A 24,737-nucleotide genomic window follows, 5' to 3' on the forward strand; every position below is an offset into this window, starting at 1 on the left:
AGCCGACGGCCAGCTACAGCGTCGGGACCGCGTGCGGGCCGGCTGCCCCACCGCCGGCGTTCGAGGTGGTGGCCGTCCCGGGGGCGCTCGGCCGGCCGGACGGTGCCGCGGCTCCCGGCGTGCGCAGCTTGCCTGCCACCCACGGCAGTGAATCCGCGAAGGCCTCGTTGGCGAAGCCCCAGTCGTGAAGGCCGAGCAGCGCCCGGATGTCGGCGTTGATGCCGTGCTGCTGGGCGATTTCGCACAAGGTGCCGGCCGCGATGTCCTGGCCCTCCGGGTTCGCGCGCGCATCGCGCGGCACACCGGGGCCGGGTGCGTGGCAGGCCGCGACGGTCCCGGGGATTTCGAACAGCCCGGAGATGCCGTGGTACCGGCCGTACTGCCGCATCACGGTGCTCGGATCGAACTCGGCCCATTTGGCCGCGTCACCCCCGTAGAGCTTGGCGATGGTCTGGTCCTTGCTGCCGATGTTCGGGCTCAGGTCCCCGGCGATGTCGACGAATGCGCTGAACAGGTTGGGATGGCGCGTCGTGAGCTGCACCGCGCAGGTGCCGCCCATGGACCAGCCGACGATGCCCCAATTCTCGGGCTTGGGACTGACGCCGAAGTTCGAGATCAGATACGGAACGACCTCTTTGGTCAGGTGGACCGACGAATTGCCGTGGCTGCCGTTGACGCATTCGGTGTCGTTGTTGAACGAGCCGGTGGCATCGGCGAAGACGAACACCGGCGCCTCACCGCCATGGGCGGCCGCGTAGTTGTCGATCGTGGCCTTGGCATTGCCGGCCCAGATCCAGTCCGCCGGGGTGTTGAGCTGCGAGCCGATCATCATGACCGTCGGCAGCTGCGGCGGCGGATTGCTCGCGAACCATGCCGGTGGCAGGTAGACGAGTTCGGCGCGGTGCGTGAAGTTCGATCCCTGCGAGCTGGTCGAGATGGGCACCACGACACCGCGCGGCGGCCGGATGCCTTTGAGCTGCATGGCCGTGACCGTCCATCGGTCCACCTCGTCGGGCACCTTGCCGACGGTGAACTTGTGCCACGCCACGTACGCCGTCGGGAAGTATCCGACCCAGACATTCATCATCAGCAGTGCGCAGAGTGCACACAGGGGCACCGCGAGCAGGGCCACCCCGCGGCGCCGCCAGGGCGATCCGCGCCAGCCGAGGATCAGGACCGTGGCGGCGAACCCGCCGAGCGCCGTCCAGATCCACAGCAGTACCGGGGCCGGGTCACCGGCGATACCGAGCGAGGTGATGTACCAGTACAAGCCGGCCGCGCACGCGACGCCGACGGCGAGCGCCCACGGCAGCCGGCTGATGCTCCACTGCCGCGACCGTCGCCCGACCGCACAGCACAGCACCGCGAAAGTCAGTAGCTGGATCAGAAACGGAAGCCACCCATGCGTCAGCGACGCATGGGTGACGAACGAAGGCACGCCGATCCTCCAGGAAGCTACGTCGAGATCGAGCTACAGCTCTCCGGCGTCCAGCGCTTCCTTGGTGTCCTGCGCCGCCGCAACCTCGTCGGCGGTGTAGGTGATGAACAGCGCCACCACACCGACGATCACCGCCACCGCAGCGACCCAGAGCAGGCCGTACGTGTAACCGTGGTCGAGCGCCGTGTGCTGCGCGGCATTCATCTTGGCGACCGGACCGGTGGTCCCGCCGAGGTACAGCGTGCGCGAGGTGATGACGGCCTGGATGACGGCCAGCACGACCGGCCCACCCAGGTTCTGCAGCATCAGCGCGATGGCCGACAGCGGGCCGATGTCGCTCAGCGCGACGCCGGCGATGGCCGAGACGGTCAGCGGCACCACGATCATGCCGATGCCGAAACCACCGACGGTGATCGGGATGACGAGGTTCGGGAAGTACGGGATACCGCCATTGAGGGTGGAGCCGTAGATCATCGCGGCGAGCACCAGGACACCGCCGGCGATCACCAGCACGCGCGGCGAGAACATCGCCACCAGCTGCGACGACAGGCCCAGACCGATGCCGAGCGCGATGACGAACGGGATGAAGCCGATGCCGGCCTTCAGCGCGCTGTAGCCCATGATGTCCTGCACGTACAGGCCGATCAGGACGGTCAGCGTGAACATCACGCCACCGGCCAGGAAGACCGCGGCGAAGGTGGCCACGCGGTTGCGGTCCCGGAACAGGCTGAACGGAACGACGGGGTGCTCAGCGCTGCGCTCGACGAACAGGAACGCCAGGAACAGCACGGCCGCCGCGGCGCCGGAGCCCAGCGTCAGCGGGGACATCCAGCCCTTCTCCGGGCCCATCGAGAAGCCGAACACCGCCGCGGTGCAGGCCAGGGTCGCCAGGATGGCGCCGGCCGCGTCGAGCTTCATGCGCTCGCGGGACGTCTCGGTCAGGGTGGTGCGGGCCAGGTAGATCATGACGAGGCCGATCGGCACGTTCACCAGGAACGCGTAGCGCCACGAGAACACCGTCAGCGCGCCGCCGACGACGAGGCCCATCACCGAGCCGACGCCGGTCATGGCCGCGAAGATCGCGGTCGCGGCGTTGCGGGCCGGGCCCTTCGGGAAGGTGGTGGCGACGAGCGCCAGGCCGGTCGGCGAGGCGATCGCCGAACCGACACCCTGCAGCAGCCGGGCGATGACCAGGGTCGTCTCGTCCCACGCGACACCGCACAGGATGGAAGCGATGGTGAAGAGCGCGACACCGACGATGAAGGTGCGCTTGCGGCCGATGGTGTCGCCGAGGCGGCCACCGAGCAGCATCAGACCACCGAAGGTCAGCACATAAGCAGTGATCACCCAGCTGCGGCCGGCATCGGAAAGGCCGAGCTCGTCCTGAATCTTAGGAAGGGCAACGATGGCGACGGTGCTGTCCATCGTGGCCAGCAGCTGCATGCCACCGATGGCGATGACCGCGGAAAGGAAGCGGGGGGACGGAAGCCAAGCTGGATACCAGCTCTTTCGTTCGTCCTCGGTTTGCCCCACGTGAATCGTGAGCGGTTCGCGGCGGCTGTGTGCCATGGCGGTGCGCTCAGCGTCGTTGAGAGCCGTCATGGAAAGCTACCTTACAGTAATCTTAAGATTTCTTTAACCCTGCGAAGGCCGCCACATCCCCGATCACGATGATCGCGGGGGGTCGGATGCCCTCCGAACGGATGTCCTCCGCCGCATCGGCAAGCGTGGTCTGCAGCGTCTGCTGCGCCGCCGTCGTCCCGTGCTGGACCACCAGCACCGGTGTTTCCGCAGGTCGGCCGCCTTGCAGCAGAACCTTGGCGAAAAGTTCGATGCGCTCGACGGCCATCAGCAACACGATCGTGCCGCGCATCGCGGCCAGTGCGTCCCAATTCACTAACGATTCCGGGTGTCCCGGCGCGACGTGCCCGCTGACCACCACGAACTCATGGGTCACGGCCCGGTGGGTGACGGGAACACCGGCGAGGGCCGGAACGGCTATGGCACTGGTCACACCAGGTACGACGGTGACCGGAATGCCCGCGTCGGCGCACGCCAGCACCTCTTCGTAACCGCGCGCGAAGACGAACGGGTCGCCGCCTTTGAGCCGGACCACGAACTTGCCGTCCTTGGCCCGGTCGATCAGGACGGCGTTGATCGCGTCCTGGGCCATCGCCCGGCCGTACGGAATCTTGGCGGCGTCGATCACCTCGACGTGCGGACCGAGTTCGGCGAGCAGTTCCTGCGGGGCCAGCCGGTCGGCGACCACCACGTCGGCATGGGCGAGCAGCCGGCGGCCGCGGACGGTGATCAGCTCGGGGTCCCCCGGGCCACCGCCGACGAGCGCCACACCGCTGTAGCTGTCGGGTTCGGAGGCGTCGCCGATGGCGCCGCGCTGCAGCGCCTCATGGATGGCGGTGCGCAGCGCCGCCGAGCGCCGGTGTTCGCCGCCGGCCACCACGCCGACCGTCAGGCCGTCGTATTCGAAGGACGCCGGGGTCACCGCCGACCCTTCCAGGCCCGCGTCGGCGCGGACGCAGAAGATACGGCGACGGTCTGCCTCCGCGACCACCGCGGCGTTGACGGCCTCGTCGTCGGTCGCGGCCAGCACGTACCAGGCGCCGTCCAGATCGTCGGTCTGGAATTCCCGCGAGGTGAGGGTGATGCCGGTGCCGTCGGGGTTGTCGACGAGTGCTTCGACCACCGGGGTGGCGGCGGGCGCGACGACGTGGACGTCGGCGCCACTGGCGATGAGCAGCGGCAAGCGGCGCTGGGCGACGCTGCCGGCACCCACGACCACGACCTTCTTGCCGGACAGATGCAGCCCCACGAGGTAGGCATGCTGGGACGTCATTTTGCTCCTCGCGTGCGCAGTATCACCCGGCGAGTTTAGTTGCCGCCGATACGAACCGACGCACCGAGTGCGGATGCGCAGCCGGATGGGTGTGCAGGTAGCCGGCGTGCACGCCGCCGCGGACGGCCCCGTCGTGCACGGTGGCCTGCCCGGCGCCCCGGAAAACCCACGCCGGCGGCTGCTGCTCGGTGAATTCGACTGTGGTGCGGTGAAATTCGTGACCGGTGGCGCGCTCCCCCGCGGCGTGCATGCTGGAGTCGACCATCGCCACGGCATCCCGGTACCCCAGGGTCAGCCGCTCGGTGAAGCGCGCCGAACCCGGCAGCACGCCGCACATCGGGTGCCCGTCGAGGTCGTCGACCAGGTAGGTGAGGCCGGCACACTCGGCATGCACCGGTGCGCCGGCGGCCGCCAGCGCGGCAATCTGTTCGCGGACAACGGCATTGGCCGACAGTTCCGCGGTGAACTGCTCGGGGAAACCGCCCGGTATGACGAGCGCCTGCGTGCCGTCCGGCAGCGGGTCGGTGAGCGGATCGAAGGCCACGACCCGGGCGCCCGCCATCTCGAGGAGTTCGGCGTGCTCGGCGTACCCGAAACTGAAGGCCTTGCCGGCGGCGAGCGCGACGGTCGCGGGCGGACCGGACTCCAGCTCGGGAGCCCACTGCGGTGCGAGTGCGCCGATCCCGGCACACCGGGCCACCGCTTCGATGTCGACGTGGCGGGCGACGAGCTCGGTCATGACGTCGACGGCCTCATGCGCCCGGCGGCCGTGCTCGACGGCGGTGACGAGGCCGAGGTGCCGCGACGGAATCTCCAGACCGCTGTTGCGCGGGATGGCACCGAACACCGGGATGCCCGCTTGCTCGCAGGCCTGCCGCAACACCTCTTCGTGCCGCGGTGAGCCCACCTTGTTGAGGATCACCCCGGCGATCCGCACAGCTCGGTCGAACGTCGAAAAGCCGTGCAGCAGAGCGGCAATGCTCTGGCTCTGCCCCCGGGCGTCGACGACCAGCACCACCGGTGCGCCGAGCAGCCCGGCGACGTGGGCGGTCGACCCGGGCGCCGGGGACATCGGCTGATCGGTGATCCGGCCGTCGAACAGGCCCATGACGCCCTCGATGACGGTGACGTCGGCACCCGCGCTGCCGTGCCGGTAAAGCGGACCGATCAGGTCGGCGCCGACGAGGACCGGGTCCAGGTTGCGGCCCGGCCGGCCGGTGGCCAGGGCGTGATAGCCCGGATCGATGAAGTCGGGGCCGACCTTCGCGGCGCTCACCGTGTAGCCGGCGCGGCGCAGGGCACCCATCAGCCCGGTGGCCACGGTGGTCTTGCCGCTGCCCGACGCAGGTGCCGCGATCACGACCGCCGGGACGGCAGCGCCGGCGGTGGCGGTACCGGTGGTCACTTTTCCCCCGCGAGCAGACACAAAACTGTCGTTTTCGTGCGGAAACTGACAGTTTTACGTCTGCTCGTCAGCGACACTTTCACCATTCGATGCCGCGCTGGCCCTTGCGGCCGGCGTCCATCGGGTGCTTGACCTTGGTCATCTCGGTCACCAAATCGGCGGCGTCGAGGAGCTGCGGCGGGGCGTCGCGGCCGGTGATGACGACGTGTTGGGTGCCGGGGCGCTCGGTCAGCGTCGTCACCACCTCGTCGATGTCCAGCCAGCCCCACTTGAGCGGATACGTGAACTCGTCGAGCACGTAGAAGTCGTGCTGCTCGGCGGCCAGCCGGCGCGAGATCTCGGCCCAGCCTTCGACGGCCGCGGCGGCGTGATCCTCGTCGGAGCCCTGCCTGCGGGTCCACGACCAGCCCGAGCCCATCTTGTGCCACTGCACCGGTCCCCCGACGCCCTGCTCGTCGTGCAGGCGGCCGAGCGTCTGGAACGCTGCTTCCTCCCCGACCTTCCACTTGGCGCTCTTCACGAACTGGAACACCGCGATGTCGAAGCCCTGATTCCAGGCGCGCAACGCCATCCCGAAGGCGGCAGTGGACTTTCCCTTGCCCGGGCCGGTGTGTACCGCCAGGATCGGCGCATTGCGGCGCGCCTTGGTGGTCAGTCCGTCGTTGGGGACGACGAGCGGTTGTCCTTGTGGCATGACGTTCTTCCTACTGTTCTCTTACGCCGCGGCTTGCCCGGCCCGGACGACACGGGCCAGGTTGTCGGCGCGCAGCTGCGCCAGTTGCACGGCGGGCGCACCGAGCTGGCCCGCGAGCTGCTGCGCCAATCCCAGTCGAATGTAAGAGGTTTCGCAATCGACGACGACGGCGGCCGCGCCCTCGGCGACGAGGAGTCCGGCGGCGGTCCGGGTCCGGCCCAGCGGATCGGGTCCACCCGTGGCGCGGCCGTCGGTCAGCACGACCACCAGCGGACGACGGGCCCGGTCCCGCGTCTTCTCGCGCAGCACCACGTCCCGCGCGGCCAGAAGCCCTTGCGCCAGTGGCGTTTTCCCACCGGTGTCGAAACGGGCCAGGCGCCGGCTCGCGATGTGCACCGACGACGTCGGCGGCAACAGCAGCGTGGCCTCGGCGCCACGGAAGGTGACGACGGCGACCTTGTCGCGGCGTTGGTAGGCATCCCGCAGCAATGACAGCGTCGCTCCGCTGACTGCGGACATGCGGTCCCGCGCAGCCATGGAGCCCGAGGCGTCGACCACGAAGATCACCAGATTGCCTTCGCGCCCTTCGCGAATCGCGTGACGCACGTCGGTGGGAGCCACGTGCAGGCGCCCGGCCTGTGGCCGGCGGTCGGCCGCGGCGAGCAGCGTGCCGAAGACATGCACGCCGTGCCCGGCCTGGGCGTCGTCGGTCGCCGAGATCGGGGTGCCGGTGCGGTTGCGCGCCCGCGACCGCCGGCCGGGGGCACCCTCCCCGACGCCGGGCACGACCAGCGCCCGGGTCCGGAACGTCGCCGACGGCGGCGCACTGGGCCGCGATGCGCTGCCGGGTCCGGCCGAGTTTCCTTGCGGCGCCGCCTCTTCCGAGCTGTCTGCGGAAATCCCGCCGCCCGGTGGGTCGGGATCGGGATCCGGCTCCGACTGGGACTGCGATTCGGCTTCGGCCTGCGCCATGGCATCGTCGAGCTGCTGCGGGTCCAGACCAGGATCGTCGAAGGGGTCCCGACGGCGCCGGTGCGGCAGCGCGAGTTCCGCGGCGACCCGGACGTCTTCCGCATCCACCGCCGACGCGCCGCGCCACGCCGCGTGGGCGACCGCCGTGCGGGCCACCACCAGATCGGCGCGCATGCCGTCGACGTCGAACGCCGCACACAGCGCTGCGATCCGGCGCAACTCGTTGTCCGGCAACGACACCGATGCCACCGCGGCGCGGGCCTTGGCGATCCGGCCGGCCAGCTCGGCATCGTCGACGGCGTACCGCTCGGCGAAACCGGCCGGGTCGGACTCGTACGACATGCGGCGCCGGATCACCTCGACCCGGACGTCGACGTCCCGGGAGGCGTAGACGTCGACGGTCAGTCCGAAGCGGTCGAGCAGCTGCGGACGCAGCTCGCCCTCCTCGGGATTCATGGTGCCCACCAACATGAATCGCGCCTCGTGCGAATGCGAGACACCATCACGTTCGATGTGCACCCGGCCCATCGCGGCGGCGTCCAGCAGCACGTCGACCAAATGGTCGTGCAGCAGGTTCACCTCGTCGACGTAGAGCACACCGCCGTGCGCGCGGGCCAGCAGACCGGGCGAGAAGGCATGTTCGCCGTCCCGCAACACCTTCTGCAGATCGATCGATCCGACCACGCGGTCCTCGGTGGCGCCGATGGGCAGCTCCACCAGGCGGGCTTCGGCGTCCACGGCGGCCAGCACTTCGGCCAGACCACGCACCGCGGTCGATTTCGCCGTGCCCTTCTCGCCGCGGATCAGCACGCCGCCGATATCGGGACGCACCGCGCACAGGATGAGCGCCAGCCGGAGCTGATCCTGGCCCACCAGCGCGCTGAACGGATAGGTCACTACTGCTGCCCCGCTCCCAGACCCGGTCTGATCATCGGCACATGCGGTATGCCGTCCTCCAGAAATTCCTCACCGTCGCGGACGAATCCGTGGCGGGCGTACATGTCCTCGAGATAGGTCTGGGCGTCGATCCGGCAGGGGTAGGTGCCCACCTCGGCCAGGGCCGCCTGCATCAACCGGAGGGTGTGGCCCTGCCCGCGGTCGCTACGTTTGGTGCACACCCGCCCGATGCGGAACACCTTCTCCCCGCCGGGATGTTCCTCCATCAGCCGCAGCGTCGAGATGACTTGTCCGTCAGGGCTTTCCAGCCAGAAGTGCCGGGTCTCCGCCAACAGGTCGCGACCGTCGAGTTCGGGGTACGGGCACGCCTGCTCGACCACGAAGACCTCGACCCGCAACTTGAGCAGCTCGTAAAGCGTTGCGGCATCGAGATCCTTGGCCCAGCTGCGCCTCGGCGCGACGCTCATCCGACCCCCCGGCTTCAGGCCGGCTGGTCGAGCTTGAGCACCTTGGTCCCCCAGTCCCACACCTCGCGGTACAGCTTGGGTTCGCCGGACAGGCTCACGCCCAGCGACGGCACCATCTCCTTGAGCTTGGGCAGCCAGGTCTGGTAGCGGTCGCCGAAGCAGCGCTCGAGCACCTCGATCATGGCCGGCACCGCGGTGGAGGCACCCGGCGACGCACCGAGCAGACCGGCGATCCGGCCGTCCTCGGCGGTCAGGACCGTGGTGCCGAACTCCAGCACGCCACCGATGCCCTTGCGGCGGATCACCTGCACGCGCTGTCCGGCGACATCCAGCTCCCAGTCGGAATCGACTGCGCTGGGGGCGAATTCGCGCAGCGAGTCGACGCGCTCACCCTCGCTGAGGGCCAGCTGCTCGAGCAGGTACTTCACCAGGCCCAGTTCGGTGACGCCGACGCCGAGCATCGACGCGAGGTTGTTGGGCTTGACCGACAACGGCAGGTCGGTGATCGAGCCCTGCTTGAGGAACTTCGGCGACCAGCCGGCGAACGGCCCGAACAGCAGCCAGGACTGGCCGTTGATGATGCGGGTGTCCAAGTGCGGCACCGACATCGGCGGGGCGCCGACCGATGCCTGGCCGTACACCTTGGCCTGGTGCTTGACCGTCAGGTCCTGGTTGTCGGTGCGCAGGAACGCGCCGCCGACCGGGAAGCCACCGAAGCCCTTGGCCTCCGGGATACCGGCCTTCTGCAGCAGGTGCAGCGCACCGCCACCGGCGCCGAGGAACACGAACTTGGCGTTGATCTTCTGCCGGTCGCCGGTGCGCCGGTTCACGACGTTCAGCTTCCAGCTGCCGTCGGACTGCTTGCTGAGGTTGGTCACCTCGTGCCCGAACAGCGTCTCCATGCCGCGCTGCGCGGCGAACCCGATGAGCTGCTTGGACAGCGAACCGAAGTCGACGTCGGTGCCGTCGGTGGTCCAGTTCAGTGCGACCGGGTCACTGAAGTCGCGCTGTTCGGCCATGAACGGCAGCCGGCGGGCGAACTCGTCCTTGTCGTCGATGTACTCCATGGTGGAGAACAGCGGGTTGGTCACCAGCGTCTCGCGCCGCTTGCGCAGGTAGTCGATGCTGTCGGCACCGTGCACGAAGCTGACGTGCGGGATGGGGTTCAGGAAGCTCTTGACGTCGGGCAGGACACCGTTCTCCACGGCGTACGCCCAGAACTGGCGCGTCACCTGGAACTGCTCGTTGACGTTGACGGCCTTCTTGATGTCGATGGTGCCGTCGGAGTTCTGCGGCGTGTAGTTCAGCTCGCACAGCGCCGAGTGGCCGGTGCCCGCGTTGTTCCACGGATCGCTGCTCTCGGCGGCGGCGCCGTCGAGGCGCTCGATCATGGTGATGGACCACTCCGGCTCGAGCAGCCGGATCAGTGCGCCGAGGGTCGCGCTCATGATCCCCGCGCCCACGAGGACGACGTCGGTCTGTGCGCTCCCAGCTACGTTTGCATTCGACACGTGATCGCTCGTCCTTCGTACTCGGGTTACCCGCCGGTATTGACGGTTGCTCGGTGCTCAAGGTTATCGCGACCGGTTTCGCCGCCGACGCGCTATCTCCTCCCATCGACCATGATGTTCGTCGCAGTTAGTGTTGAGCCCGTGACGCCGCAGGAGCCACAGGGACAACCCGAGTGGCAGCCGGACGTGCTGCCCGGGTACTGGCAGCAGACCATCGCACTGGGACCCGACCCCGACGGCGAAGGTGACCTGGTCGCCACCGTCGTGCGGCGGGGTCAGCCAGGCCGCGCCGAGCACGCCGTGCTGGTGGTCCACGGCTACACCGACTACTTCTTCCACACCGAGCTCGCCGATCACTTCGCCAGCCGCGGCATCGCGTTCTACGCCATCGACCTGCACAAATGCGGGCGCTCGCGGCGTTCCGGGCAGACCCCGCACTTCACCACCGATCTGGCGTCGTACTACGGCGAACTCCGTCGGGCGCTGCAGCTCATCGGCGCGGACACCGCCGGCGCGCGCGTGTGCCTGTACGGCCACTCCGCCGGCGGACTGATCGCGACGCTCTTCACCGACCGCCTGCGCCGCGACAGCGCGCTGGGGACGCACCGGGTGACGGGCCTGATCCTCAACAGCCCGTTCTTCGATCTGCACGGGCCGGCCGCGCTGCGTTCGGCGCCGGTGTCCGGCACGCTGCGGGCCCTGGCCCGCTTCCGCAAACTGGCGGTGATCCGCAAGCCCACCGAGGGCGGCTACGGCACAAGCCTGCACCGCGACCACGGCGGCGAGTTCGACTACAACCTCGACTGGAAACCGTTGGGCGGCTTCCCGGTCACCGTCGGCTGGATCAACGCCATCCGCCGGGGACAACTGCAGCTGCATCGCGGCCTCGACGTCGGAGTACCCAATCTGATCCTGCGGTCCGACCACACCGTCGCCGAGACCACCACGGCGGCCGGGATGGAGCGCGGCGACGCCGTGCTGGACGTCAGCCAGATCGCCCGATGGGCGGGCTGTGTCGGCAACCGCAGCACCGTCGTCCCGGTCACCGACGCCAAGCACGACGTGTTCCTGTCACTGCCGGCGCCACGTGCCGTCGCGTTCGACGAGCTGAACCACTGGCTGGATTGGTATCTCCCCCAAGCGGTCTCCCGCACCACCCAACACGAACAGGCCTGACGTCATGGAGCACTACGACCTGACCATCATCGGAACCGGCTCGGGCAACAGCGTGCTCGACGAGCGGTACGACGGCCTGAAGGTCGCCATCTGCGAGCAGGGCAAGTTCGGGGGCACCTGCCTGAACGTCGGCTGCATCCCCACCAAGATGTTCGTCTACGCCGCCGACGTGGCCCAGACCATCCGGCACAGCGCCACCTTCGGCGTCGACTCGCACATCGACGGGGTGCGCTGGCCGGACATCGTCGAGCGCGTCTTCGGCCGCATCGACCCGATCGCGGCCGGTGGCGAGGACTACCGCCGCAGCCTGCCGAACATCACGGTCTACGGCAGCCACACCCGCTTCGGGCCGACGCTGCCCGACGGCACCTACACATTGCGGACCGCCGACGGCGACGAATTCAGCTCCGACCGGGTGGTCATCGCCGCGGGCTCGCGCAGCTGGATTCCCCCGACCATCGCCGGCTCCGGCGTCCCCTACTTCACCAGCGACGACATCATGCGCATCCCGGCGCTGCCCGAGCATCTGGTGATCATCGGCGGCGGCTTCATCTCGGTGGAGTTCGCGCATGTGTTCTCGGCACTCGGATCGAAGGTGACGATCGTCCTGCGTGGCGATCGGCTGCTCCGGCGCTGCGACGAGGAGATCTGCCGGCGGTTCAGCGCGGTGGTCGGCAAGAAATGGGACCTGCGCACGCAGGAGAACGTCGTCAGCGCACAGCGCGACGGTGACGGCGTCGTGCTCGAGTTCGACGACGGCGAGACCCTGCGCGCCGACGCCCTGCTGGTCGCGACGGGCCGCGTGCCCAACGGCGACCTGCTCGATGTGCAGCTGGCCGGGGTGAGCCTCGACGACGACGGCTACGTCGTCGTCGACGAGTTCCAACGCACCACGGCGCGTGGGATTTTCGCGCTGGGTGACGTGTCGTCGCACCACCAGCTCAAGCACGTGGCCAATCACGAGGCGCGGACGGTGAAGGAGAACCTACTGCGCGACTGGGACGGCGAGCTGGTGGCCAGCGACCACCGGTTCGTGCCCGCCGCGGTGTTCACCGATCCGCAGGTCGCGATGGTCGGCATGAACGAAGCCGAGGCGCGGGCAGCCGGTTTCGACGTCGTGGTCAAGGTGCAGGACTACGGCGACACCGCGTACGGCTGGGCCATGGAGGACACGACGGGCATCGTCAAACTGATCGGCGAGCGCGGCACCGGCCGGATTCTGGGCGCGCACCTGATGGGTTATCAGGCGTCGTCACTGATTCAGCCGCTGATTCAGGCGATGTCATTCGGGCAGACGGCACAGGACGTCGCCCGCGGTCAGTACTGGATTCACCCGGCGCTTCCCGAGGTGATCGAAAACGCGCTGCTGGGCTTGATCTAGCCGTCGGCCGGGCTGAGCCGGGCCGTCCACTTCTCCTCGATCCGGCCCCACCGCCACACCAGCAGCGCCACCACCCAGGTGACGACGAACAGCCCGACGATGCCGAATCCGACGGTGTTCAGGTCGATTCCGCCGATCCAGGCCCAGACGCCACCGGACCAGCCCAGCTCCTCGGCCAGCAACCCGAGCAGCTCGATGGTGCCGATCACGAGTGCCACCATGACGGACAGTCCGGTGATGGTGAGGTTGTAGTAGACCTTGCGCACCGGCCGGGCCAGCGCCCAGCCGTACGCGACGTTCATGAACGCGCCGTCGATGGTATCCAGCAGGCTCATCCCGGCCGCGAAGAGCACCGGCAGACAAAGGATTGCGTACCACGGCAATCCGGCCGAGGCGCCGGTTCCGGCCAGCACCAGCAGCGCCACCTCGGTCGCGGTGTCGAAGCCGAGGCCGAACAGCGCGCCCAACGGGTACATCTGCCACGGCTTGCTGATGGCGCGGGTGAACCGGCGCAGGATGCGGTTCATGAACCCGCGATTGTTGAGTTGATGTTCGAGTGCGGCCTCGTCGTACTCACCGCGGCGCATCCGCATGAACACCTGCAGGATGCCGACCAGGACAACGACATTGATGGCGGCGATCAGGTACAGGAAGAAGCCCGAGACGCCGGCGCCGATGAGCCCGGTGTACCGGTGCAGCATCGACGAATCGTCCTGCAGCGGGCCGACGATCGACGTGATGCCCAGCGACAGCAGCAGCGCCAGAGCGAACACGATGGTCGAATGCCCAAGGGAGAAGAAGAATCCCACGCTGAGCGGCCGGCTGCCACGTGCGTGAGGAGCCACGGCGTTGTCGGCCATGAGCTTGCGGGTGGTGTTGTCGATCGCCGCGATGTGGTCGGCGTCGAACGCGTGCCGCAGGCCCAGGGTGTACGCCGTGAGGCCGATCCCGATGCCGAGCGCCGTCCCGCCGACGGTGTGATGTTCCGGCACGACGACGAGGATCAAGGTCCCCCAGCCGATGACGTGCAGTGCGGCGATGACGCCGAACATCGCCGCCAGCCGCCCCCAATCCTGACCCGACAACGTAAGCCGCATGCGGTCCAGTCTCCCTCAGCCGAGTAGTTCGCGAATGTCGGAGGCGGATATTGCAGTGCCGAACATGTCGCCGTCGTCGATGACCGCGGCGAACAGCGCGCGCTTGCGTTCCTGCAGAGCGATCACCTTCTCCTCGATGGTGTTCTCGGACACCAGCCGGTAGACGTTCACCGGGCGCTGCTGGCCGATGCGGTGTGCGCGGTCGACGGCCTGCGCCTCGGCAGCCGGGCTCCACCATGGGTCGCACAGGAAGCAGTAGTCGGCAGCGGTGAGGTTGAGTCCGAAACCGCCGGCTTTGAGACTGATCAGGAACACCTTGGTCCGGCCGGCGCTGAAGTCGTCGATGGCCTGCGCCCGGCTCCGCGCGTCCACCGACCCGTCCAGGTAGCTGTACTCGATCCCGGCGGCATCCAGGCGGCCGCGCAATATCGCCAGAAAGCCGGTGAACTGGCTGAACACCAGCGCGCTGTGGTCCTCGGCGACCAACTGGTCCAGTTGTTCGATCAGGAAATCGACCTTGGTGGAGCCGGCCTCCATGGTCTCGGCATCGACGAGCCCGGGATGCAGGCTGAGCTGCCGCAGCAGGGTGAGCGACCGGAAAATCTGGAAGCGGTTCTTCTCCCACTCCCCCAGCAGGCCGAGCACCTTCTGTCGCTCGCGCGCCAGCCGGGTGTCGTAGATCTTCCGGTGTTTGGCCGACAGTTCGATGGCCAGTACCTGCTCCTGCTTCGGCGGCAGCTCCTTGACGACCTGATCCTTGGTGCGGCGCAACAACACCGGCTTGATCCGCCGTCGCAACAGCGCCAGGCGCCCGGGTTCGCCGTCGGACTCGATGGGCCTGCGGAAGTAGCGTTCGAAAATCTTGGGGCTGGGAAACAGACCGGGCACCGTGATGGACAACAGCGACCACAGCTCCATCAGGTTGTTCTCCATCGGGGTGCCGGTGATGGCCAGTTTGAACGGCGCATCGAGGCGGCGCGCGCACTGGTGCGTCTTGCTGTGATGGTTCTTGACGAATTGCGCCTCGTCGAGAATCATTCCGGCCCAAGCGATTTCCCGATACTTGTCGTTGTCGATCCGCAGCAGCGTGTAGGTCGTGACGACGATGTCGGCCGCGGCGACCTGCTCGGCGATGGGCACCGCGCCGCGGGCTTCGGTACTCGATACGACGACGGTGGTGAGCCCCGGCGCGAACTTCGCGCACTCCGCGGCCCAGTTGGATGCCACGCTGGTCGGCGCGACGACCAGAAACTTCCCCGCGCCCTGCTCGACGGCGCGGCTGATCAGGGCCAGGGTCTGGACCGTCTTGCCCAGGCCCATGTCGTCGCCCAGCACACCGCCGAGTCCGTTGTCCCACAGGAACGCCAGCCAATTGAGCCCGTCACGCTGGTAGTCGCGCAGCTCGGCCTGCAGTCCGGCGGGCGGGGACACCGGAACGGGCGGCTGCGCCGCGGCCAGCCGCGCCATGTTGTCGCGCCACTGCGCCAGTTCCCGGTCGACGACGCCGAGGCCCAGCAGCTCGTCCCACAATGTCGCGTTCAGCGACGACGCGTTCACCCGGTCGCCGTCGAGCTCCCCCAGCGCCTGGGCTTCCTCGATCAGGGCCCGCAGCCGCAGCAGTTCCGGGGTGTCGAGCCGGAAGTAGACCCCGTTCGACAGCAGCATGTGGGTGGCGCCCGACGCCAATTCGGCGATGACGGACGACAGCGCCACGGGGTAGCCGTCGACATCGATGGTGATGTGCAGGTCGAACCAGTCCTGCGCCGGCGCCTCGTCGGAGGACGCGGTGCCGAACCCGAGTTGCGCGCCGGCGACCGAGCGCCGGAATGCCGCGGCCCGCTCGTCGATTTCGACGATCAGCTGTTCGTACCCGGCGAGCTGCGGCAGCACCTCATGGCACAGCACCGCGATCTGCGGCAGGGACAGCCGGCGCGACAGCAACAGCGAGGCCAGCGGGTCGTCCTGCGCCGACAGTCCCGAAATCAGTTCCAGCGCCGGTGCGATCGCCCGCCACATCGCATCCTCGGCAGCGTTGTCCCGGATACCGCTCGTGCGCGTGACGCCCGCCGCGTCGAACTCCTGACGGCGCCCGTTCACCTCGTAGCGGGTGCGCCACTTCACGCGGCCGTCAACCTCGTCGGCCGTGATGCTGAGTACGGGCCACGGCCCCGCGATGTCCGGTTCGGCGAACAGGCCCTCCGGCATGTCGACGGGCACCGTCCGGCGCAGCCGCGGCAGCACGTCCACCGCGAACTCCGACAGCGCCTCGGGCGGAATCTGTACCTTCTCGTCGTTCGCGATCAACTTGAGCAGCGTGGGCCCGGGCACCGGCGCGAAGGCTCCGAGATGCAGGATGCCGTCCACCAATTGATGGATGCCGTGTGGCGTGGGTGCGCCCACCAGCCCGACGCCTTCGGGCGCCCGTGGTTCGCCGTCGACCACGAGCACCGTCGACATCTGCGCACCGCCGGTGTCGGAGACGGTGAAGTCCAGCCGCAACTGGACGTCCTTGGCAAGCTCCACCGCCCGGATGCCCGCTCCGGGGACAAGCGTGACGCCGGCCTCGACCGCCAGGTCCAGATCGGTCCAAAAGCTCTGTCCCACAGCGGAAAGCACCAACTGGTCGCTGCTGTACGGGTAGTAACCGGGCACGGCGAGCACCAGCGCCCGCAGCGCGCTGTACTGGTCCCGGTCGAACTCACCCGGGTCGGCCGTGTCGAACAGGCGCCGCCAGCTGATGCCGCTCTTGATCCAGTTTCCGCGCTTGCCGACCGTCAAAGTCCGGAGCGTCGCGATGGGCGTCGTGTGGTACCGGCCCGCCGGCAGCATCCCGAACTCCAGGGCCAACGACTTACCGGCGGTGTCGGTATCGGCGTCGGTCATCTCGTCCAGCAGCGAACCCAGCACCACCTGCCAGCGTTTTGGGGCCGCCCGGTCAGGTGCGCTCGGGATCGCCGCCAACAGCAGCGCGACCGCATGCTTGCAGTAGCGCCCCACCGGGCAGGTGCAGACGGTGTACTCGATCTCGAGGCCGGTACGGGGACCCGACAACGCCACTTCGACGTCGTAGTACTCGGACTTCGAACCGAGGCACGAGCCGGTCAGCGTCCCGTCGACCGCGTCATACCTCGCGGCCACCACGCGTCCCTGGTTCGCGTAGGTTTCGCCGCGGGCCAGCGTCTGGGCGTTGAAGGCACGAAGCACCTCGTGGGGCGCGAGCGCTAGCCCGGCCGTCGAGTCCGTGCCTTCCATGTCGTCACGATAACGGCCGGGACCGACAGGGGCAGATCCCGTCGCTTCGCTCGCCCCAGCGGCAGATCCCGTCGCTTCGCTCGCCCCAGCAGCCGGTCACCAGGTACTGCTGCGCAGCACGATCTCGTTGGCCACCTGGGCGGTGAACTCCTCGGCACTGCGCCGGCCCATGAGCTCGGCCAAGCGGAACTCGCCGTAGATGAAGCGTTGTCCGGCCTGCGCCCGCGCACGGGCATCGGCGCTGGTTACGACGACGGTGGTGTTGATCTCCACCGGCGGGCACCCGTCGCCCGACTCCCCGTCGGCCCGCGGATGGCTGCCGTCGACGGCCACCAGGGCGGTGAACCGGTCCAGACGAGTGGCCGCCAGCCGCCAGGCCAGCTCGCCCGCGCTGCGGTCGGCGAACAACAGCGCCCACTTCACCCCGAGCGTATCCAGAATGCCGACAACCGAATTCACGGTCAGCCGGTCATCGGCCTCGATCACCACGGTGCGCAGCGAAGCGGTGTGGAGCAGCTCGCACAAGGCGCTCGTCGCCTGCTTGGTCGTGAGCATGACGACTGTCGTGGCGGCGTCGGGGCCAGACACGTCGACGGTGGCGCCGAAACCGTCGACGGTCGGGATGATTGGCATGACGCCACCGTAGCGAACGTAACCGGACCGCAGGTACCGATATTCAGCAGCCGCCACCACCGCCGCCCCCGCAACCACCGCCGCCCCCGCAACCTCCACCACCGCAACCACCGCCGCCCCCGCAACCGCAGCCGCTCGAGCCACCGCCGTCCAAGAATCCGGCGCCCCACCCGCCGTCGGAACCCGCGCCCACGCCATAGGCCGCGGCACCGCGTCCGCCCGCACGAAGGCGGCGCGCTGCCCGACGGCGGCGCGAGCGCCAGGCCGCGAAGATGTGCATTCCGAGGATCGACCCGACGACCAAGAGGGACACGAGCATCGGCACCCACGAGGAATCACTGTCGGCGGCGTCCGCCATTCCGATCTCGGCTACCACGCTGACAACGTTCATGGTTTTCTCCGTTCCGTCGTCGCTCAGGCCGTCGGCCGCGAGTTGAGGTCCCAGTAGGCCCGGCCGACCGTGGGCGACGTGCCGTGGCGGTGCTGCCCGCCCTGGCACAGCGTGTGCGCCACGACCACGACATCGCAGGAGTGGCCGGTCGCCACCGGGTCCGATGCCGGCGCGAATCCGGTTGGGCTCGAGGCAGACCCGAGGGTTCCGAGGGCGACCAATGCGCCGGCCACGACGGAGACCGTCGCCTTGGCGAAATGGGTGTTCTGGTACATCGTGACCTCCTCATGTCTGTTGATGAGCACATGGTTTCCGCGCACCGCGTCCACCGGAATACTCCACGGGCCGCGCCGGGCCTTTCCTTGCACGATCCTCAGATTCAGCGCGAAATCAGGGGGTTCACCGACCACGAGCCCTACCATCGGCCCATGCGCGTGCTGCTCGTCGAGGACGACCAGGGTGTCGCCGCTGCGCTCGTCGAGCTCCTCGAACAGACCGGGCTCACCGTCACCCACACCACGCGCGGCGACGACGCACTCAATCGCGTCAAGGGCTGCGACCTGGTGTTACTGGATTTGGGTCTGCCCGACATGGACGGGCTGGACGTGCTGCGGACGCTGCGCCGCGCGTCGACCGCGCCGGTCATCATCATGACGGCGCGCGACAGCGACGGCGCCGTGGTGCTGGGGCTGCGCGCCGGGGCCGACGACTACCTGGTCAAGCCCGTCCGAAAGGCGGTGCTGCTGGCCCGGATCGAGGCCGTCATGCGACGGGTGCAGCGCGGCACCGGCCCCGTCGCCCGCCCGCCGGTGGTGGCCGGGCCGGTGACCATCGATCGCGACCGGCACGAGGTCACCGTGGGCGGCCAGGCGCAGGCGCTGACCAAGACCGAGTACCAGATCCTGGCCACGCTGGCTGCCCGTCAGGGTGAGGCGGTCAGCCGTGAAGAGGTGATGCTCGAATGCTGGGGCACCGCCGTGGTGGGCCGCTCGCGATCCCTGGATTTCTTCGTGGGCCAGATTCGGTCCAAGCTGGCCGGAATACCGCTGCACACCGTGCGCGGCTTCGGTTACCGGTTGGACCACTGACGTGGGTCTGCGGGTTCGCGCGCTGCTGATGACGCTGCTGCTCATCGCGACGGCGGCGCTGGCGATCCCGCTGGCCCTGAGCCTGGCCGACCACCGCACCAACGTCCTGCACACCGAACGCGAGCGGCAACTGACGACGCTGGCCGACGTCGCCGCCAGCGCGGGCGCACTCGACACCGAACTGGTCGAGCGTTACCACCGGGTGTACGGCGAAGGCGTGTTGATCGTCGACGCGGACGGCCGGACGCTCGCCGCCGCCGGCTTGTCGGTCACCGATCCGGGGGTGACGACGGCCGCCGAGCGGGCGTCGTCCGACGCTCCCGCCGCACCGCGGACCCGGATCATGCCGTGGGACCGGCGACCGATGCTGCAGGCCAAGGGAATTCGGCGGAACGGCGAGCTGGTCGGCGCGGTGGTCCTGGGCGTCGACCCGGCCACCGCCGCACACGACATCACCGTGGACTGGTTGTGGATCGCGGCGGGCTGCATCGTCTTGCTCGGGGTTGCGGCCGTCACCGCGCAGAGCGTGACCCGGTGGGTGCTGCGGCCGCTGGTCGGGCTGGAGCGGGCCGTCGAGGACATGGCCGGCGGCATCGCCGGCCAGCCGGCTCACGTGTCGGGACCGCCCGAGCTGCGGCGCTTCACGTCGGCGTTCAACGCCATGGCGCAGGCGGTGCACGCCTCGCTCGATCATCAACGCCGGCTCATCGCCGACGCCTCCCACCAGTTGCGCAACCCACTGGCCGCCGTGCGGCTGCGTGCCGACACCCTCGAAGACCACGTCGCCGAATCGGGGCGCCCGACCTACGACTCGATGTCGGCGGAGCTGGACCGGTTGGAGAACCTGCTGGCCCAGTTGCTCCGCCTGGCGCGCGCCGAGGAGGCCAGCCACAGCCACCGTTCCGGTCTGGTTGCGGCAGTGCATGATTCGACAGATCTGGACAGCGTCGTCGAGCAGCGGCTGGACTTCTGGCAGACCACCGCAGACCCCAACGACCAGCGACTGCGTTTCGAGACCGCCCACCCCCACCTCGCCGTCCAGATGCCGCGCCACGATGTCGAGCAACTCTTGGACATCGCGCTGGACAACGCCTTGCGCTACTCCGGCACGGGCACCACCGTCACCGTGTCGACGGTGCCGACCGACACCGGCATCGATCTCACCGTCAGCGACAACGGCCCCGGCCTACCGGCCGACACCGTCTCGCAGGCGGCCACCCGGTTCTGGCGCGGGCACGACGACAGCCAGGGCACCGGCCTCGGCCTGGCCATCGCCACCGAAATCGCGGCCGCACACGGCGGATTGGCGTCGGTCGAGCGGTCCCCCGACGGTGGTCTCGCGGTCCGCTATCACCTGCCGGCGAGCACATCATGACCCTGACCCGGCGCGCTTTCCTCGCCTCCTCTGCCGCGGCGGTCGCCGCGGGATGCCTGCCGAACAACACCCAGGGCACAATCCGGCTGGCCGCCGGAGATCGCGGTGGTCTCTACCTGGCGGTGGGCGAGATCTTCGCCCAGCGCCTCCGGGTTCGGTATCCCGGCATCACGGTCACCGTGATGCCCACCGCGGGCAGCGTCGACAATCTCGAGCTACTGCGGTCGGGCCAGGCGGACATGGCACTCGCACAGGCCGACGTGGTCGAGCAGCAGTTGCGAACCCGGCCGCCCACCGACGTCCCGCCGGCGGTCGCGCGAGTCTACGAGAACTATCTGCAGTTGGTCGTCCCCGACCACTCCGCCATCCGGCAGGTGAATGACCTTGCCGGACTGACCGTTTCCACCGGACCGTCCGGTTCCGGCGTCGCGGCCATCACCACGGTGCTCTTTCGTGCGGCGAATCTGACCGATCGGGTCCGGCGGGCCGACCTGCGTCTGAACGAGGCGGTTGCCGCGCTGGGCAACCGCACCATCGACGCGCTGGTCTGGTCCGGCGGCATCCCGACGCCCGCCATCGCCGAGCTCGACAAGACGCTGCCCCTGCGCATTCTGGACCTGACGCCGTGGGTGGCACCGATGACAGAACTGGCGTCCTACCCCTATCTGCTCCTGCGCGCGCCGATCGGCGCCTACGTGCCGTCGAGCGTGTACACCATCGGCTCCCCCGACCTGCTGCTGTGCCGGCCCGGCCTGCCGAACGCACTCGCGGCGGCCGCGGTCGATGTATTGGCGAACGACGCAACGCAACTCATGCCGCCCGAAGTCCGCGGACTGCAGTACCTGCAGCCGCCGTCGATGATCCAGACCGGCCGAATCCCGTTGCACCCCGGCGCCATCGAGGAATACCGCATCCTGCACGGCTGAAACGGGCCGAAACATCCCCGAAACGGCGGCATCCGTTGGCCAGCGCGAAACCCTGACGCACCCTATTGTTCTTCAACATCCGGGGGTCCCAAGGAGGTCACAGTGCCAGAAGGACACGAAGCACTCACCGAAGACGAGCTGCTACTGGCCAAGCTCGGCTACAGCCAGGAACTGCAGCGCTCCTGGTCCGGCTTCAGCAACTTCGCCATCTCGTTCTCGATCATCTCCATCCTCTCGGGGTGCTTCACCTCGTTCGGGCTGGGCTGGAACAATGGCGGACCCGCGGCCATCGCTTGGGGCTGGCCGATCGTCGCGACGTTCATCCTCGTCATCGGCCTCTGTATGTCCGAACTGGTGTCGGCGTTCCCGACCTCCGGCGGAATCTATTGGTGGGCAGCAAAACTCGGCGGCGCGAAGGCCGGTTTCTATGCCGGCTGGCTCAACCTCATCGGCCTGGTGGCCATCCTCGCCTCGGTGGCCTACGGCTGTGCGACATTCATCGACCTCACCTTGGGCACCCTCAGCGCCGACTGGCTGGCGGGATACAGCCTCACCCGGACATTCGTCATCTTCGTCGCCATCCTGGGCATCTCGGCGCTGATCAACATCTTCTCCAGCCACCTGCTGGCGATCATCAACAACGTCTCGGTGTGGTGGCACGTCTTCGGCGCGGCGGCCGTCATCGGCATCCTGATCTTCGTGCCGAGCCACCACGCGAGTTTCTCGGACGTCTTCGCCAAGACGATCAACAACAGCGGCATGTTCGGCGGCGCGACCTCGGGCGCCGGCTGGCTGTTCGTGGTGCTGCCGATCTCGGTGATCCTCACGCAGTACACGATCACGGGGTACGACGCGTCGGCACACCTTTCGGAGGAGACCAAGAGCGCGGCAGGCGCGGCCGCAAAGGGCATCTGGCGGTCCATCTTCTACTCGGCCGTCGGCGGCTGGATTCTGTTGCTGGCCTTCCTGTTCGCGGTCCAGGATTCCGATGCGGTGTCCAAGGGCGGCGGCGCGGTGGCCGCCATCTTCAACCAGGCGATGAGCTCGAACTGGGCGACGGCGGTGCTGTTCATCTCGACGGCCGGCCAGTTCTTCTGCGCCGTCGCCTGCCAGACCAGCGCATCCCGCATGCTGTTCGCTTTCAGCCGGGACCGTGCCGTGCCCGGCCACCGGTGGTGGTCGGAGGTCAACAAGCATCGGGTGCCGACGCACAGCGTCACGATCACCGCGGTCGTGGCCGCCGCACTCACGCTGCCGGCCCTGGTCAAGGTCGACATCAACGGCACGCCCACGCCCGTGGCGTTCTATGCCGTCGTGTCCATCGGCGTCGTCGGGGTGTACCTGTGCTTCGCCGTCCCGATCTACTACCGCTGGCGGGCCGGTGATGAATTCACCACGGGCAGTTGGAATCTGCGCGGCCACCACAAGTGGATGGCACCGGTGGCGCTGGCCGAGATCACGATCACCTCGATCATCGCGATGTTCCCGACGTCCCTCGGCGGCGTGCCGTGGGACCCGAGTTTCGAGTGGAAGTTCGTGAACTACACGCCGCTGCTGGTCGGTGGCGTCCTGTTTCTGCTCTACATCTACTGGCACGTGTCGGTGAAGAACTGGTTCACCGGGCCTATCAAGCAGGTCGAGGAGCCCGTAGAACCGACAGCACCGGCAGAGCCGGTCGGCGAACCGGGCTGATCACCGGCACACGCTGCTGATCACCGGCCGGGCCGGCGCACCGGATTCGACGAGCTTCAGCACCGCGTCGATATCCACATGTGCGGCAAGCAGATCGGCCATCACGTCGAGTTGCACGTCGCGCAACGCGGCGACGTTCACGTCGTCGGCGACGACGAACCCGTCCTTGCCACAGCTCGTCGCGACCTCGGTGAGCCAGGTCCGCCGCACGGCGTCGTTGTCGAGCAGCCCGTGCCAGTGGGTGCCGTACACCTGGCCGCGCCGGATGCCGACCCCCAGCCAGTCCGGCTCCGCGCACCGTGCGACCCGGCCGTGGTGAATCTCGTAGCCGTACAACGGCGTATCCCAGTGTTTCAGGGTCTTGTCGGCGTCGAACTCGATGTCGGCATCCAGCAGACCCAGGCCGGGGACCCGGCCCGCGCCGGACTCGACGGTGTCGTGGATCGTCGTGCACAGCATCTGGAACCCGCCGCAGACGCCGAGCACCGCGCGACCGGACCGGGCATGCGCCGTGGCGGCTTCGGCGAGTCCACGCTCGCGCAGCCAGTTCAGGTCGGAAACGGTCGCCTTGCTGCCGGGCAGCACCACCACATCGGCGCCGGCCAACTCGGCGGCGGTGTCGACCCAGCGGACGTGCACCCCCGGCTCGCACGCGAGGGCCTCGACGTCGGTGGAGTTCGAGATGCGGGGCAGTCGCACGGCGGCCACCGTCAGGACATCCCGGCCGCGCGGCGCCGTCGGCCGGCCCAGCTGCCCACGTGGCGTGACCGACAGCGAGTCCTCGGCGTCGAGCCACAGGTCGTCGCAGTACGGGATCACGCCGTAGGTCGGGCGTCCGGTGAGCGATTCCAGTTGCCGCAGGCCGGGTTCCAGCAGCGCCGGGTCGCCCCGGAACTTGTTGACGAGGAACCCGGCGATCAGTTTCTGGTCCGCGGGTTCCAGTACCGCCACCGTGCCGTACAGGTGCGCCAGCAGCCCGCCGCGGTCGATGTCGCCGACGACGACCACCGGCAGGTTCGCGGCGCGGGCCAGGCCCATGTTGGCGACATCGGTGGCCCGCAGGTTGATCTCGGCGGGCGAGCCCGCACCTTCACAGATCACCACATCGAATTCGCTTCGCAGCGAGGCCAATTCGTCGGACACGACGGTGGCCAGCTGTGTCCGGCGGGTGAAGTAGTCCCCCGCCGCCACCGTACCGGCGACGACGCCGCGCACCACGAGCTGCGAGGTCCGGTCGCCGCCGGGCTTGAGCAGGACCGGGTTGAACCGCACGCTGGGCGCCAGCCCGGCCGCCCGGGCCTGCATCGCCTGGGCCCGCCCGATCTCGCCGCCTTCGACCGTGACGGCCGAATTGTTCGACATGTTCTGGGCCTTGAACGGCGCCACCCGCACACCCTTGCGGGCGAGCAGCCGGCACAGCCCGGCCACCACCATCGACTTACCGGCGTCCGACGTGGTGCCGGCGACCAGCAGAGCCCCTCCGGTCAC

General features: G+C 68.7%; 20 protein-coding genes. 6 read left to right on the plus strand and 14 right to left on the minus strand.

Translation table 11 applies throughout. The annotated features are described in order from the left end of the window. Window positions 1-13: 13 nt before the first annotated feature. The 8 genes from H289_RS0116735 to mqo form a co-directional block, all read right to left on the minus strand. Window positions 14-1,438 carry an alpha/beta hydrolase gene (locus H289_RS0116735; RefSeq protein WP_020101960.1) on the minus strand — a complete coding sequence of 475 codons (1,425 nt, stop codon included), beginning with the start codon at window positions 1,436-1,438 and terminating at the stop codon, window positions 14-16. Between the two features lie 33 nt (window positions 1,439-1,471). Further along, on the minus strand, window positions 1,472-3,007 hold the full coding sequence (locus H289_RS0116740; RefSeq protein WP_051128518.1) for an MFS transporter: 1,536 nt from the start codon (window positions 3,005-3,007) through the stop codon (window positions 1,472-1,474). 55 nt (window positions 3,008-3,062) lie between these two features. Continuing rightward, entirely contained in the window at window positions 3,063-4,292 is a 1,230-nt protein-coding gene (gene cobA, locus H289_RS0116745; RefSeq protein WP_020101962.1) for a uroporphyrinogen-III C-methyltransferase, read from the minus strand. A gap of 22 nt (window positions 4,293-4,314) precedes the next feature. Further along, entirely contained in the window at window positions 4,315-5,697 is a 1,383-nt protein-coding gene (locus H289_RS0116750; protein ID WP_020101963.1) for a cobyrinic acid a,c-diamide synthase CobB, read from the minus strand. A gap of 79 nt (window positions 5,698-5,776) precedes the next feature. Beyond that, the gene (gene cobO / locus H289_RS0116755; protein WP_020101964.1) at window positions 5,777-6,391 is read right to left on the minus strand and encodes a cob(I)yrinic acid a,c-diamide adenosyltransferase; all 615 of its coding nucleotides are present in this window, start codon (window positions 6,389-6,391) and stop codon (window positions 5,777-5,779) included. Between the two features lie 21 nt (window positions 6,392-6,412). Beyond that, complete coding sequence (locus H289_RS0116760; RefSeq protein WP_020101965.1) at window positions 6,413-8,260, minus strand: magnesium chelatase subunit D family protein; 1,848 nt, start codon at window positions 8,258-8,260, stop codon at window positions 6,413-6,415. Next, on the minus strand, window positions 8,260-8,727 hold the full coding sequence (locus H289_RS0116765; protein WP_020101966.1) for a GNAT family N-acetyltransferase: 468 nt from the start codon (window positions 8,725-8,727) through the stop codon (window positions 8,260-8,262). The genes H289_RS0116760 and H289_RS0116765 overlap by 1 nt, the downstream gene beginning before the upstream one ends. Before the next feature lie 14 nt (window positions 8,728-8,741). Further along, window positions 8,742-10,238 (minus strand): malate dehydrogenase (quinone), encoded by a 1,497-nt coding sequence (gene mqo, locus H289_RS0116770; RefSeq protein ID WP_029105347.1) that lies wholly within the window; start codon window positions 10,236-10,238, stop codon window positions 8,742-8,744. 114 nt (window positions 10,239-10,352) lie between these two features. On the opposite strand from mqo, the gene H289_RS0116775 reads away from it, so the two are divergent. Continuing rightward, window positions 10,353-11,414, plus strand: a complete 1,062-nt coding sequence (locus H289_RS0116775) for an alpha/beta hydrolase (protein ID WP_051128519.1) — start codon at window positions 10,353-10,355, stop codon at window positions 11,412-11,414. Window positions 11,415-11,418: 4 nt separating this feature from the next. Beyond that, the gene (gene mtr / locus H289_RS0116780) at window positions 11,419-12,795 is read left to right on the plus strand and encodes a mycothione reductase (protein ID WP_020101969.1); all 1,377 of its coding nucleotides are present in this window, start codon (window positions 11,419-11,421) and stop codon (window positions 12,793-12,795) included. Here the strand turns inward: mtr and nicT are convergent. The 5 genes from nicT to H289_RS0116800 all read right to left on the minus strand — a co-directional run bounded on the left by nicT (window position 12,792) and on the right by H289_RS0116800 (window position 18,536). Then, window positions 12,792-13,892, minus strand: a complete 1,101-nt coding sequence (gene nicT, locus H289_RS33055) for a Nickel transporter NicT (protein WP_051128510.1) — start codon at window positions 13,890-13,892, stop codon at window positions 12,792-12,794. The genes mtr and nicT overlap by 4 nt on opposite strands. A gap of 15 nt (window positions 13,893-13,907) precedes the next feature. Beyond that, window positions 13,908-17,144 (minus strand): DEAD/DEAH box helicase, encoded by a 3,237-nt coding sequence (locus H289_RS0116790; RefSeq protein WP_020101971.1) that lies wholly within the window; start codon window positions 17,142-17,144, stop codon window positions 13,908-13,910. 96 nt (window positions 17,145-17,240) lie between these two features. Beyond that, the gene (locus tag H289_RS0116795) at window positions 17,241-17,777 is read right to left on the minus strand and encodes an alpha/beta hydrolase (protein ID WP_029105349.1); all 537 of its coding nucleotides are present in this window, start codon (window positions 17,775-17,777) and stop codon (window positions 17,241-17,243) included. A gap of 43 nt (window positions 17,778-17,820) precedes the next feature. After that, a complete protein-coding gene (locus tag H289_RS32490) occupies window positions 17,821-18,168 on the minus strand; it encodes a hypothetical protein (RefSeq protein WP_138158366.1) in 348 nt (115 codons plus the stop codon). A 23-nt stretch (window positions 18,169-18,191) separates the two neighbouring features. Then, window positions 18,192-18,536, minus strand: coding sequence for a hypothetical protein (locus H289_RS0116800; protein WP_138158365.1), 345 nt, complete (start codon window positions 18,534-18,536; stop codon window positions 18,192-18,194). Window positions 18,537-18,596: 60 nt separating this feature from the next. Between H289_RS0116800 and H289_RS0116805 the strand changes: the two genes are divergently transcribed. The 4 genes from H289_RS0116805 (at window position 18,597) to H289_RS0116820 (ending at window position 23,249) form a co-directional block, all read left to right on the plus strand. Then, entirely contained in the window at window positions 18,597-19,256 is a 660-nt protein-coding gene (locus H289_RS0116805) for a response regulator transcription factor (RefSeq protein ID WP_020101974.1), read from the plus strand. A gap of 1 nt (window position 19,257) precedes the next feature. Beyond that, entirely contained in the window at window positions 19,258-20,631 is a 1,374-nt protein-coding gene (locus H289_RS0116810; RefSeq protein WP_020101975.1) for a sensor histidine kinase, read from the plus strand. Then, window positions 20,628-21,557 (plus strand): TAXI family TRAP transporter solute-binding subunit, encoded by a 930-nt coding sequence (locus H289_RS0116815; RefSeq protein WP_020101976.1) that lies wholly within the window; start codon window positions 20,628-20,630, stop codon window positions 21,555-21,557. The genes H289_RS0116810 and H289_RS0116815 overlap by 4 nt, the downstream gene beginning before the upstream one ends. A gap of 102 nt (window positions 21,558-21,659) precedes the next feature. Next, window positions 21,660-23,249, plus strand: coding sequence for an amino acid permease (locus tag H289_RS0116820; RefSeq protein WP_020101977.1), 1,590 nt, complete (start codon window positions 21,660-21,662; stop codon window positions 23,247-23,249). Here H289_RS0116820 and H289_RS0116825 read toward each other — a convergent pair whose 3' ends face one another. After that, window positions 23,250-24,737 (minus strand): cobyric acid synthase, encoded by a 1,488-nt coding sequence (locus H289_RS0116825; RefSeq protein WP_020101978.1) that lies wholly within the window; start codon window positions 24,735-24,737, stop codon window positions 23,250-23,252. It lies immediately after the preceding gene.

This window comes from Mycobacterium sp. 360MFTsu5.1 (assembly GCF_000383495.1).
GTDB classification, from domain to species: domain Bacteria; phylum Actinomycetota; class Actinomycetes; order Mycobacteriales; family Mycobacteriaceae; genus Mycobacterium; species Mycobacterium mucogenicum_B.

Bases quoted from the DNA above. Each gene is read 5' to 3' on its own strand.
- H289_RS0116740 (WP_051128518.1), bottom strand. From the start codon at position 3,007: ATGGCACACAGCCGCCGCGAACCGCTCACGATTCACGTGGGGCAAACC.
- cobO (WP_020101964.1), bottom strand. From the start codon at position 6,391: ATGCCACAAGGACAACCGCTCGTCGTCCCCAACGACGGACTGACCACC.
- H289_RS0116815 (WP_020101976.1), top strand. From the start codon at position 20,628: ATGACCCTGACCCGGCGCGCTTTCCTCGCCTCCTCTGCCGCGGCGGTC.
- H289_RS0116775 (WP_051128519.1), top strand. From the start codon at position 10,353: ATGTTCGTCGCAGTTAGTGTTGAGCCCGTGACGCCGCAGGAGCCACAG.
- H289_RS32490 (WP_138158366.1), bottom strand. From the start codon at position 18,168: ATGAACGTTGTCAGCGTGGTAGCCGAGATCGGAATGGCGGACGCCGCC.
- H289_RS0116805 (WP_020101974.1), top strand. From the start codon at position 18,597: ATGCGCGTGCTGCTCGTCGAGGACGACCAGGGTGTCGCCGCTGCGCTC.
- H289_RS0116795 (WP_029105349.1), bottom strand. From the start codon at position 17,777: ATGCCAATCATCCCGACCGTCGACGGTTTCGGCGCCACCGTCGACGTG.
- mtr (WP_020101969.1), top strand. From the start codon at position 11,419: ATGGAGCACTACGACCTGACCATCATCGGAACCGGCTCGGGCAACAGC.
- nicT (WP_051128510.1), bottom strand. From the start codon at position 13,892: ATGCGGCTTACGTTGTCGGGTCAGGATTGGGGGCGGCTGGCGGCGATG.
- cobA (WP_020101962.1), bottom strand. From the start codon at position 4,292: ATGACGTCCCAGCATGCCTACCTCGTGGGGCTGCATCTGTCCGGCAAG.
- H289_RS0116765 (WP_020101966.1), bottom strand. From the start codon at position 8,727: ATGAGCGTCGCGCCGAGGCGCAGCTGGGCCAAGGATCTCGATGCCGCA.
- H289_RS0116790 (WP_020101971.1), bottom strand. From the start codon at position 17,144: ATGGAAGGCACGGACTCGACGGCCGGGCTAGCGCTCGCGCCCCACGAG.